The sequence below is a fragment of the Kitasatospora sp. NPDC058965 genome (assembly GCF_042741245.1).
GTDB lineage: Bacteria > Actinomycetota > Actinomycetes > Streptomycetales > Streptomycetaceae > Kitasatospora.
The window spans coordinates 1-11,061 of the sequence record NZ_JBHYKG010000287.1 but is presented as its reverse complement, the minus strand read 5'-3'; the positions used below and the strand labels follow the sequence as shown (position 1 = coordinate 11,061).

Here is an 11,061-nt window from a genome sequence, read left to right as displayed (position 1 = left end):
TAGGGGGGGGGCCGGCCGCCGCGGGGGGGGGGGGGGGGGCGCCCCCCCCTGGGGGGGGGGCGGGGGCGGCGGCCGCCCCCCGGCCGCCGCCCCGTTCCGGGCGCCCCCCCCCCCCCGGCGGTAGGACCGCCGGGCGGGCGCGGGTGACTCCGCTCCGGGGCTCAGCCGTCCAGGCGGCGCCGGCTGAGCCAGGCGACCATCTCGGGGTCGCGGTGGTCGAAGAACAGCGTCGCGCCGGTGTCCAGGGCGGCAACGGCGGCCATCTGGTCGTCGGTCAGGGCGAAGTCGAAGACGTCGATGTTCTGCGCCATCCGGTCCGGGTTGACCGACTTGGGGATGGTGACGATGTCGCGCTGGATCAGCCAGCGGAGCACCACCTGGGCCACGGACTTGCCGTGTGCCGCGCCGATCCCGGCGAGGACGGGGTGGGTGAACAGGTCGTTCCGGCCCTCCGCGAAGCCGCCCCACGCCTGGTGCCGGACGCCGTGCTCGCGCATGAGGGCGTGGTCGGCGGTGCGCTGGAAGAACGGGTGGGTCTCGATCTGGTTGACCGCCGGGGCGATCTCGTTGTTGAGGACCAGGTCGAGGAGCCGGTCGGGGGAGAAGTTGGCGACGCCGATCGCCCGGGCCAGGCCCTCGCGGTGGACGGCCTCCATGGCGCGCCATTGGCCGTACACGTCGCCGTAGGGCTGGTGCATCAGGTAGAGGTCGACGTGGTCGAGGCCGAGCCTGGTCAGCGACGTCTCGAAGGCGCGGCGGGTGTTGCGCTCGGCCGGGGCGTCCTGGATCCAGAGCTTGGTGGTGACGAACAGGTCCTCGCGCGGGATGCCGCTGCGCCTGATCGCGAGGCCGACGGCCTCCTCGTTGCCGTAGGCGGCCGCGGTGTCCAGCAGGCGGTAGCCGGCGGCGAGGGCCGAGCCGACGGCCTGCTCGGTCCGGTCGGCCGGGATCTGGTAGACGCCGAAGCCGAGGATCGGCATCCGGGCGCCGGTGTTCAGGGTGACGTGCTGCACGGGGGCTCCTGGAGTCGGCCGGGTGGAAGGGCGCGGGTCGGGCCCGGTCATCAGCGCTCCATCATCCGCATGCCGGCCTCGTTGTGGGTGTCGCCGGCAGCCGGGGGCAGGTTGCTCAGCGTGGCGAGCTGGGAGTCGGTGAGGTGGACGGCGTCGGCGGCGGCGTTCTCCTCGATCCGGGCCACCCGGCGGGTGCCGGGGATGGGGGCGATGTCGTCGCCCTGGGCGAGCAGCCAGGCGAGGGCGACCTGGGCCGGGGTGGCGCCGATCGCGGCGGCGAGCGCGGCGACCCGGTCGGCCAGCTGCAGGTTGTGCTCGAAGTTCGCGCCGGAGAACCGCGGGTTGTCGGCGCGGAAGTCGCCCGGGTCGAACTGCCCGGTGGAGCGGATGGCGCCGGTCAGGAAGCCGCGCCCGAGCGGCGAGAAGGGCACGAAGCCGATGTTGAGCTCGCGGAGCACGGGCAGCACGCGGGCCTCGGGGTCACGGGTGAACAGCGAGTACTCGGACTGGACCGCGGTGATCGGGTGCACCGCGTGGGCGCGGCGGATGGTCTCGGGGCCGGCTTCCGAGAGGCCGATGTGCCGGATCTTGCCCTCGGTGACCAGCTCGGCCAGCGCCCCGACGGTCTCCTCGATCGGCGTGCCCGGGTCGACCCGGTGCTGGTAGTAGAGGTCGATGCGGTCGGTGCCCAGCCGGGTGAGGGAGCCCTCGACAGCCGCCCGGACGTTGGCCGGGCTGCTGTCGGTGGCGCCGGGGCGGCCGGTGTGGGAGACGAGGCCGAACTTGGTGGCGAGCACCACCTGGTCGCGGCGGCCCTTGAGGGCGCGGCCGACGAGCTCCTCGTTGGTGTACGGGCCGTAGACCTCGGCGGTGTCCACGAGGGTGACGCCCAGCTCCAGGGCGCGGTGGACGGTGCGCACGGACTGGTCGTCGTCGGTGCCGGCGCCGGTGTAGCCGTGGGACATGCCCATGGCTCCCAGGCCGATCCGGGAGACGTCCAGGTCGCGCAGGCGGATGTGCTTCACGGGAGGGTCCTCTTCGTTGGCTGGTCGATGCCGGTCGGCCCGGTAGCTGGTGCAGGCCAGGCGGGCGGGGACGAGCGGTACGGGGGATCGGGTCAGAGCGCCTGGCCGGCGGGGCGGAGCAGGATCTCGTGGATGGCCAGGTGCCGGGGGCGCTGGAGGGCGAAGGTGATGACCTCGGCCACGTCCTCGGCGGTGACCTCGGCGACGCCGTACAGCTCCTGGGCGCCCTGCCGGGTCGCCTCGTGGGTGATGTGGGTGGGCAGCTCGGTGGCGACGACGCCGGGCTCGATCACGGTGACGCGGACGTCCGGCAGCAGCTCCTTGCGCAGCGACTCCGACCAGCCGTTCATGCCGAACTTGGTGGCCGCGTACACGCCGCTGCCGACGTTGGCGACCCGGCCGGCGACCGAGGAGATGTTCACCAGGTCGCCGCCGCCGTCCTTGAGCAGGTCGAGGAACACCTCGGTGGCCGTGATGGCGCCGAGCAGGTTGACCTCGATCATCGTGCGGTAGTCGGCGCGCTGCTCGGCGGAGAACGGGCCGAGCAGCATGACCCCGGCGTTGTTCACCAGCACGTCCGTGCCGCCGAAATCTCGCTTCACCTGTTCGGCCGCCGCGACCAGGGCGGCGCGGTCGGTGACGTCGGCGGGGACGGCGATCGCGCCGGCGCCGAGTTCGTCGGCGAGGGCCTTGATGCGGTCGGTGCGGCGGGCGAGGAGCGCGACCCGGTAGCCCGCGGCGTGCAGGGACCGGGCGGTCGCGGCGCCGATCCCGGAGGAGGCCCCGGTGATGACGGCGACGCGTCCCGGCTGCTGGTCCTGGCTCATGGTGTGTCCTGTCCTTCGTGCTGGTGGCGTGGGGCGGCCCACGGCCGTCGTCGAGCGGTGGGCGTTCGGTGTCCGGTGGTCCGAAAGGTCCGGACCGCCCCGACCCAGCCATTCCAGCACCGGCCCGGAGGGGGCGCGAGGGACCGGTTATCCGTGTACTGGCAGTCCCTCCTCCAGGTCCCCGACCGGCCGTACCGTGGACGACATGGACAACCAGGCCGAGGTGCGGGACTTCCTGCGCACCCGACGCGACCGGATCACCCCCGAGCAGGCGGGGATCATCGGGGGCGGCCGCCGCCGGCTGCCCGGCCTGCGCCGCGAGGAGGTCGCCATGCTCGCCGGGATGAGCAGCGACTACTACGCGAAGATCGAACGCGGGCACCTCGCCGGAGTCTCTCCCGAGGTGCTGGACGCCCTGGCCCGGGCGCTGCGCCTGGACGAGGCGGAGACCGAGCACCTGCACGACCTCGCCCGGGCCGCGAACCCCTCGCCGGGCCGGCGCCGCTCCCGCCCCGCCCAGTCGACCATCCGGCCCTCGCTCCAGCGCTTCCTCGACGCGATCACCGGGGCACCCGCCTGGATCGTCGACCAGCGGGCCGACATCCTCGCCACCAACCCGCTCGCCCGGGCCCTGCTCGCCCCGCTGCTCGGGGACCCGGACGCCCGCCACAACAGTGCGCGGTTCATCTTCCTCAGCCCCGCCGCGCGCACCTTCTACCCGCAGTGGGAGCACGCCGCCGACGCCTCCGCCGCGAACCTGCGCACCGCCGCCGGGCGGAACCCGCGGGACAAGGCGCTGACCGACCTGATCGGGGAACTCGCGGCCCGCAGCGACGCCTTCAGCACCCGCTGGTCCGCCCACCAGGTCCGCCTGCACCGCACGGGCACCAAGCAGATCCACCACCCCGACGTGGGCGACCTCGAATTCGTCTACGAGGGCGTCGAGTTGCCCGACCACCCCGGGTGGATGATGTACGCCTACACGAGTGCACCGGGATCCCCGACCGAGGAACGGGTCGCTCTCCTCGGCAGCCTCGCCGCCACCCGGGCCACCACAGCCGCCCTTCGGCCGGACGACCAGGACACCCTGACCGAGGGGTGAGTCGACCGATCTCCCGGCCGCGGACGACCGCATCCCCGCGGGTGGCTGCGCTCACGATCTGCCGCCGAGCCTGGGTAAGACAGTCGAGGTGGTCAGCACCGCTGATCTCCGTGCATGAATCGGCATCGATGAGCGCGATGAGGGCAGCGGAGGGGTCGCCGATGTAGACGGTGACGTGTCGAATGGTACCAGCTGAGTCAACCGTCTGAAGGGCTGTCTCCTCGGTCCAAATCGGCTGCCTTCCGTGGTCCGCGTGGGCTATGTCGTCCCGCTCCTGCTCGTGGGTCATGTGCTGGTCGTCGACGGGCGCGATGAGGACCGCGCCAAACACGACATCCGCTTCATCGACGCACTCGTCCATGCTGCCGAGGGCAGCCCTTACGTGGCAAGCTGACTCACTCCACGTCGGCCAGCCACTGGTCGATGAGCACCTTGCCGATCGAGTCGACCCGGTAGGGCCCGCCGACAGCGGAGTCCGTTATACGCGACCGAAGTTCGGCCGCCGTGAACCAACGTGCCTCCACCACCTCCACGTTGTCCACGTCGATCCGGTCGGAAACGGCCTCGGCGCGGAACCCGATCATCATCCCGGATGGGAACGGCCACGACTGGGATCCCTGATAGGTGATCGTCCCCACCGTGACACCGGCCTCTTCGGCGACCTCGCGGCGCACCGTGTCCTCGAGGCTCTCCCCGATCTCGACGAACCCAGCCAGCGTGCTGAAGTGGTCCGGACCGGATCCCGCGTGCCGGCCGAGCAGGCAGCGCCGAGGCGTGCCGGGTAGTTCGACCAGCACAATCACGGCCGGTTCGATCCGCGGGAAGAGCAGCTTTCCGCAGTCCTGACAGGTCCGCAGGTGGCCACCGTTGCTGGGGACGGTCGGACCGCCGCACGCGCCGCAGAACCGCTGATTTCGGTTCCAGTGCAGGATTCCACGGGCATACGCGAGCAGGCCCGCCTCGTCCACCGTGATGGTGGGAACCATGGCTCGCACCTCCAGCACCGTGTCCGCGGTTGCCAGTTCGACGGCGTTGGCCCGGTCGACGCGGGACACGTCGGCCGCGAACACCGCGGCCCCTCCGTCCAGGCCGAGCAACACCTGGTCGTCGGCGGCGTCGAGGATGCCCCGCGCCTCGGCCAGCGGCAGCCGGACGGGCGTGTCGTCGCGGACCAGACAGTGGTCCCGCCACAAGGGAATCACCTGGGTACTGGGGCTCGTCAACAGCCCGGCTACCCACTCCGAGTCGGTACGCCGGCCGCCAACCCGGTCGAGCCCCAAGCCGCTGTAATACAAGGTTCCCCCTAGCCCGTCCTGTCCTGCGCAGATTCCACGCTAGCGGACGTCCACCTGGTAGCTGCCGGTACAGCCGAGTTCGCAGATCTCGTCGTGATGCTGGACGGCACGGGAGACGGCGGAGATCGTGAACGCCGCTCGGTGTCGGAGCGGGTGGATAGCCTGACGGTCCGTCCATGGCAGTGCCGAAAGCTGCCGGTCAGGGGGTCCTTGTGCGTCCTACTGTTCGTGTCCTGGCGCCGGTGCTGAGCGGCGTCACCGCGCTGCTGCTCGCCGGATGTTCCGGCACCGGCTCCCCGACGGCCGGTGGCGCCGCCGCGAGCGCGAGTGCGCAGCCGACCGCCGCCGTTGCGTCGAGCACCGTTGCGTCGCCCGCCGCGGCCCCGCCGACCCCCGAGGCCACGCCGGTCTCGGCCAAGGTCGTCCTCTGGTACGGAACGGGCGGGGTCGACAAGCTCGATGCCCTGATCCACTCCGTCGCGGAGGTCCAGGCACAGCACGACGCCGGCCGCGGTGTCATCGACCTGAACCAGGCGTCCCAGGACCTGCGCGGCGCCAGCGCGTACAGCCCGATCCCCGACCAGGACACCCAGACCGCCTGGTCGACCGCCTTGCAGCACCTCGGCTCCGGGATGGACGCCGTCCTGAGCGTCTCGATCCTCAACCCCGGGCCGACGATGGCTCCGGAGCAGGCCAAGGAGACGGAGACCCGCGGGTGGGCGGAGTTCGGCACGGGCGTCGCCGGTCTCAAGGACGTCGACTCGCGCCTCCAGGCCTTCGGCTGCCTGCCGCACGGCAACCCCTGGGACGTGTAATCGGTACGGCGCCGGGCGGGTCGGAGCGCAGGAGGTGCTGCGCTCGAGCCCGGGGCGGAGCGCAGGCCGAAGCCTCCGGGCGCGGTGGGGGCGCGCCCGGAGGCCGGTGGTGCGGGGCCCTGCCGGTGGTGCGTCAGGACATGGTGCAGGTGGTGATGTAGACGTCGTCGGTGCAGCTCACCTTCACGATGGTGGTGCCGGTGGCGCCCTTCAGGTCGGTGACGGTCAGCTTGGCGTTGTAGGTGGCGGTGCGGTCGGGGTAGGTGTGGTCGGGCCGACTGTCGGTGGAGCTGGCGCCGTCGCCGAAGTCCCAGCGGTACGAGGCGACTTCGCCGTCCGGGTCGTAGGAGGCAGTGCCGTCGAAGCTGCACCAGCTCACCGCGCAGTAGCCGGAGCCCACGGCGACCGGGTTCTCGTTGACCGTCGGGTCGGTCGCGCGGACGTAGGCGCTGTTGCCGCTGGTCTGCCCGGCGCTGTCGGTGACGGTCAGCTTGGCGTCGTAGACGCCGAACGCCGCGTAGGTGTGGCTCGGCTTCGGTCCGGTGCCGGTGGTGCCGTCACCGAAGTCCCAGGCGTAGCTCAGGCCGTTGCCGGTGGAGAGCGAGGCGTCGAAGGTGCAGGTCTTGCCGGTGGCGTCGCAGCCGGGGACGAAGGTGGCGTTCGGACCGGCGGTGCCGCCGGCCGGGAAGACGGCGGGGTCGTGCAGGTCCAGGAGCGGTTCCTTGACGCCGTCGCCGGAGGTGTCGGTCCAGTTGAAGTTGCCGGCCCTGACCAGGGTGTCGCGGACGGCGAGCACTCCGGCCCGGTCGTGCGGCTTGTACGGGCCGCGGGTCAGCCAGGCGGCGGCGCCGGCGACATGGGGCGCGGCCTGCGAGGTGCCGCTGTAGTTGGAGTAGCCGCCGTTCTTGTAGGTGGACTGGATGCAGTCGCCGGGGGCCGCGATGTCCACGCCGGCACCGAAGTTGCTGTAGTCGGAGAGCGTGTCGTCCTTGTTCTTGTTGTTCGAGTTGCACCAGGCGAAGTTGCCGAGGCCGCCGGGCTTGCCGTCGCCGTCGCTGAGCGAGGAGACCGTGATCGCGTCGGGGACGTTGGCCGGGGTCTGGGTGCTGACGTCCTTGTGGCTGTTGCCGGCCGAGACGACCACCACGATGCCCTTGGCGATGGCCCGGTTGACGGCGTCCTTGACGGCCTGGACGTCACCGTCGAAGCCGAGGCTGATGTTGGCGACCTCGATCTGGTCGGAGTGCGCGGTGACCCAGTCGATGCCGTTGACGATCTCCTCGGTGGTGCCGCTGCCCTGGTTGTTGAGCACCTTGACGGACCAGAGGCGGGCGCCCGGGGCGACGCCGACGTAGCCGGTGCCGTTGTCGAGGGCGCCGATGATGCCGCCGACGTTGCTGCCGTGGCCGTTGTCGTCGACCCCCGCGTTGTCCACGCAGGCAGTGACGCCGACGCAGTTCACCCGGTGCACGACGTTGAGGTCCGGGTGGTAGTAGTCCACGCCGGTGTCGATCACCGCGACGTCCGCGTCGGTGCGTTGGTCGAGCCCGTCGCCGACCTTGAGGCCCGGGTTGGCCGGGGCGAAGATCCGGTTGACGCCGTTCGGCACGGCCTGGCCGTCCGCGTGCGCGGTGGCATTGGCCTCCACGTACTTGACCGCGGGGTCGGCCCGCAACTCGGTGACCGCACCCGGGGTCAGTGCCGCCGAGAAGCCGTTCAGCGCGGAGTGGTAGACGGAGTGGAGCCGAAGGCCCTTCACACCGTGCGCGACGGCGGTGGGGTCGACCGTCGCACCGTCCTTCAGCACCACGACGTAGCCCGAACTCGGCTGCGGCTCGGCCGCGGTGGCCGGGACCTGGCCGATTCCCGCGAGCGTTGCCAGGGCGGCGCCGGCGAGTATCGCCACGCGTTTCATGCTTCCTCCACTGGGGGTTGGGGAGAGGTGACGAGAACGCTAGGGCCGCCGGGGCGGGAAAGATCCATCGGAAGACCGCCACTGACGGGAAGCCGACAGGCGCCGGTGCGGGCCGCTGCGCGTTAGCTGATGCATCGTCAGCTCCCTGGTGGTGCGTCAGCGGACGGGCAGGCCTGACCGCCCGCCGGCGCGGACTGGTACGGTGTCCGCCGCCCGCAAGTCGTGGGCCCCGTCAGTGCTCGCCCATCGGTGCGCGAGCCACGGGCTCCGCCAGGAGGAGAGCGTGGCGCCCGGTGGCGCGGCTCCCTCTGCGCGAGTACGTCGGGCCGCGGACGGCACCCCTGCCGCTGGGCCGACCGGGACCCCGGCAGTGGGAAGGAGCACGGACGTGCTGGAACCGCTCGGAGTAACCGCACCGGCCGAGGAGGTCTACCGCGTCGTGCTGCGGTACCCGGACCGGACCGTTGCCGAACTGGTCGGGCACACCCGGGTCGACGCCGCCCGGCTGCGGCGGCTGCTGCGCGGACTGGAGGAGAAGGGTCTGGTCGTGCGGACGTCCACGCGGCCGGTGCGGTACCGCCCGGCCCCGCCGGATCCCGCGATCGAGGTGCTGGCGCTGGCCCTGCAGGAGCGCGTCCAGCGGGCCAGGCTGGAGGCCGCGGAGCTCGGTGAGCTCTGGCGGACCGGGCAGGCCGGTCATGAGCTGCCGGCGCGGGTCGTCCGCGGCGACCGGGCCAATGTGCACCTGTTCGAGCAGACCCAGCGGTTGGCGAAGCAGGAGGTGGTGATCCTGGACCGGCCGCCGTACGTCGCCACCGGGCTGGGTCTGCAGACCGCCACCCAGCTCGAACTGATGGACCGCGGCGTGCGGTTCCGGACGGTCTACGACCGCCGCGCCCTGGACGCGCCCGGCGAGCTCGCGCTCGCCCGCCGGCTGACGCAGGGCGGCGAGCTGGCGCGGGTGGTCGAGCGGCTGCCGATGAAGCTCCTGATCGTCGACGGGAGCACGGCCCTGGTCCCGTTCGCGCTGGAGGGCGAGCGGCAGACCGTGGTCCTCACCGCCTCACCACTGCTCGACGGGCTGGTCGCGCTCTTCGAGGCGCAGTGGCAGCTCGGTGCGCCGCTCTGGGGACCGGGCCGTCCGAGCAGCGAACTCTCGCAGCAGGACGTGGAGTTGCTCGGTTTCGCGGCCGCGGGCCACACGGACGAGGTGATCGCCCGCAAGCTCGGTGTGAACCCGCGCACGGTCGAGCGGCGGATGCGCCGGCTGATGGACGCGCTCGGTGCCCGCACCCGGTTCCAGGCCGGCCTCCAGGCGGCGCGGCGCGGCCTGCTCGGCTGAGCAGGCCGCCGGCGGCGGGTGAGCGGCCGCACGGCGAGGCAGCGTCGGCACGGCGAGGCAGTGTCGGCGCGGTACGGGTGGCACGGGCGCGACGTTCGGGTCGAGGCGACCGGATGATCCGCAGGTCGATCGATTATTGATCGAACGATCGCGGTGTATTGACTTGCCCCAGGAGCCCCTCTAGCGTGTGTGCCCCCCACCCAACTCCCCCAGAAGGGGTGCTTCATGAGGATCAGTGCATCTCGGACAAAGGTCCCACTGTGCACGCTCGTCGTGGTCGCGGCCCTCGGCGCCGCCACGATCACCTCCTCGACCGCCGCATCGGCCGCTGGTGCGACGGTCTACCTCGACTGCTCCAGCTCCACCGACGGGACCGGGACGCAGTCCAGCCCCTACAACAACCCGGCCAGCGTCAACGCCCTGACCTTCCAGCCCGGCGACACCCTCGCGATCGCGTCGGGCAGTACCTGCACCGGTGCCCTGGCCCCGCAGGGCAGCGGCACCGCCGCCGCGCCGATCACCATCACGGACTACGGCACCGGGGCGTTGCCCGTCATCAACGGCAACGGCGCCCACGCCGCCCTCACCCTCACCGACCAGGACCACTGGACGATCGAGAACCTGGAGCTGACCAACCCCGCCGACACCCTCGCCCGCCGCGACGGCCTGTACATCGCGGCCACCGACGGCAAGGCCCACACCGGCTTCGACGTCGGCAACCTCGTCGTCGACCGGGTCGCCGGCCAGACCAACAAGACCGGCAGCACGGTGCAGGACTTCGTCCACTCCGCCGGCATCGAGTTCGAGGCGCTGAACACCAACTCCACCCTCAACGGCGCCCACGTGCACGACAACCAGGTCAGCAACACCGGCGGGGGCGGCATCAAGGTCCGGGTCGGTGCGCTCGACGTGAAGGGCAGCGACGTCCTGGTCGAGCACAACACCGTCAGCGCGGTCGGCGGCGACGGCATCATCGTCAGCTACGCCGAGTCGCCGATGATCCAGTACAACACCGCGGCGAACACCGGCACCGGCGTCTACCCCTTCTCCGGCGGCGTGTTCGCCGGTGTCTGGGTGCTCGGCGACCACAACCCCACGATCCAGAAGAACGCGGTCTACGGCACCAGCCCGTACACCAACGACAGCGAGGCCTTCGACTGCGACTGGGGCAACACCGGGACCTGCACCGTCCAGTACAACTTCAGCCGGGACAACGCCGGCGGTTTCTTCCTGAACTGCGACGGCTGCGGCACCTCCGGCGCTGCCACCGAGGTGCTGCGCTACAACGTCTTCGAGAACGACTGCCGGACCAACAGCATGGGCGACAAGTCCACCCTGCTCTTCTACAACAACGTGGTGTACTGCCCGAACAAGAAGCTGAGCATCGACCTGCCGGTCAACACCACGATGGAGAACAACGTCTTCGTCGGGACCACCGATTCGACCCTGCCCACCGGCAGCGGGATCTCCTGGCTGTGGAACGTGTTCCAGGGCGTTCCCCGGCCCACGGCCAACGGGATCGTCGGAGACCCGCAGTTCACCGCCCCCGGCACCGGCGGGAACACCATCTACTCGGTGGACGGGTACCGGCTGAAGGCAGGATCGCCGGCCCTCGGCAACGGCGGCGTGGTCGCCAGCAACGGGGGACGGGACTACTGGGCGAACCCCGTCTCGGCCACCGCCAAGCCGAACCGCGGCGCCTACAACGGCGCGGGCCTGTAGCAGGC

Annotated in this window: 10 protein-coding genes; 5 read left to right on the top strand and 5 right to left on the bottom strand. The window is 71.6% G+C overall.

The features are described from left to right. Positions 1-161: 161 nt before the first annotated feature. The 3 genes from ACFW1A_RS32465 to ACFW1A_RS32455 all read right to left on the bottom strand — a co-directional run bounded on the left by ACFW1A_RS32465 (position 162) and on the right by ACFW1A_RS32455 (position 2,865). On the bottom strand, positions 162-1,013 hold the full coding sequence (locus tag ACFW1A_RS32465) for an aldo/keto reductase (RefSeq protein ID WP_380415271.1): 852 nt from the start codon (positions 1,011-1,013) through the stop codon (positions 162-164). A 50-nt stretch (positions 1,014-1,063) separates the two neighbouring features. Beyond that, entirely contained in the window at positions 1,064-2,038 is a 975-nt protein-coding gene (locus tag ACFW1A_RS32460) for an aldo/keto reductase (protein ID WP_380415269.1), read from the bottom strand. 92 nt (positions 2,039-2,130) lie between these two features. Continuing rightward, entirely contained in the window at positions 2,131-2,865 is a 735-nt protein-coding gene (locus ACFW1A_RS32455; RefSeq protein ID WP_380415267.1) for an SDR family oxidoreductase, read from the bottom strand. A 205-nt stretch (positions 2,866-3,070) separates the two neighbouring features. On the opposite strand from ACFW1A_RS32455, the gene ACFW1A_RS32450 reads away from it, so the two are divergent. Both ACFW1A_RS32450 and ACFW1A_RS32445 read left to right on the top strand, forming a co-directional pair. Beyond that, positions 3,071-3,967: a helix-turn-helix transcriptional regulator gene (locus ACFW1A_RS32450; protein ID WP_380415265.1), complete on the top strand. Its 897-nt coding sequence runs from the start codon at positions 3,071-3,073 to the stop codon at positions 3,965-3,967. Between the two features lie 253 nt (positions 3,968-4,220). After that, on the top strand, positions 4,221-4,361 hold the full coding sequence (locus ACFW1A_RS32445; protein ID WP_380415263.1) for a hypothetical protein: 141 nt from the start codon (positions 4,221-4,223) through the stop codon (positions 4,359-4,361). Position 4,362: 1 nt separating this feature from the next. Here ACFW1A_RS32445 and nudC read toward each other — a convergent pair whose 3' ends face one another. Further along, a complete protein-coding gene (gene nudC / locus ACFW1A_RS32440) occupies positions 4,363-5,247 on the bottom strand; it encodes an NAD(+) diphosphatase (RefSeq protein WP_380415261.1) in 885 nt (294 codons plus the stop codon). Positions 5,248-5,504: 257 nt separating this feature from the next. On the opposite strand from nudC, the gene ACFW1A_RS32435 reads away from it, so the two are divergent. After that, a complete protein-coding gene (locus ACFW1A_RS32435; protein ID WP_380415259.1) occupies positions 5,505-6,077 on the top strand; it encodes a hypothetical protein in 573 nt (190 codons plus the stop codon). A gap of 133 nt (positions 6,078-6,210) precedes the next feature. Here ACFW1A_RS32435 and ACFW1A_RS32430 read toward each other — a convergent pair whose 3' ends face one another. Continuing rightward, positions 6,211-7,983 (bottom strand): S8 family serine peptidase, encoded by a 1,773-nt coding sequence (locus ACFW1A_RS32430; RefSeq protein ID WP_380415257.1) that lies wholly within the window; start codon positions 7,981-7,983, stop codon positions 6,211-6,213. 397 nt (positions 7,984-8,380) lie between these two features. On the opposite strand from ACFW1A_RS32430, the gene ACFW1A_RS32425 reads away from it, so the two are divergent. Together ACFW1A_RS32425 and ACFW1A_RS32420 are read left to right on the top strand one after the other, a co-directional pair. Next, positions 8,381-9,334 carry a helix-turn-helix domain-containing protein gene (locus ACFW1A_RS32425; protein WP_380415255.1) on the top strand — a complete coding sequence of 318 codons (954 nt, stop codon included), beginning with the start codon at positions 8,381-8,383 and terminating at the stop codon, positions 9,332-9,334. Between the two features lie 225 nt (positions 9,335-9,559). Beyond that, positions 9,560-11,056, top strand: coding sequence for a right-handed parallel beta-helix repeat-containing protein (locus ACFW1A_RS32420; RefSeq protein WP_380415253.1), 1,497 nt, complete (start codon positions 9,560-9,562; stop codon positions 11,054-11,056). The last annotated feature ends 5 nt before the right edge of the window (positions 11,057-11,061 follow it).

Bases quoted from the DNA above. Each gene is read 5' to 3' on its own strand.
- ACFW1A_RS32455 (WP_380415267.1), bottom strand. From the start codon at position 2,865: ATGAGCCAGGACCAGCAGCCGGGACGCGTCGCCGTCATCACCGGGGCC.
- ACFW1A_RS32450 (WP_380415265.1), top strand. From the start codon at position 3,071: ATGGACAACCAGGCCGAGGTGCGGGACTTCCTGCGCACCCGACGCGAC.
- ACFW1A_RS32420 (WP_380415253.1), top strand. From the start codon at position 9,560: ATGAGGATCAGTGCATCTCGGACAAAGGTCCCACTGTGCACGCTCGTC.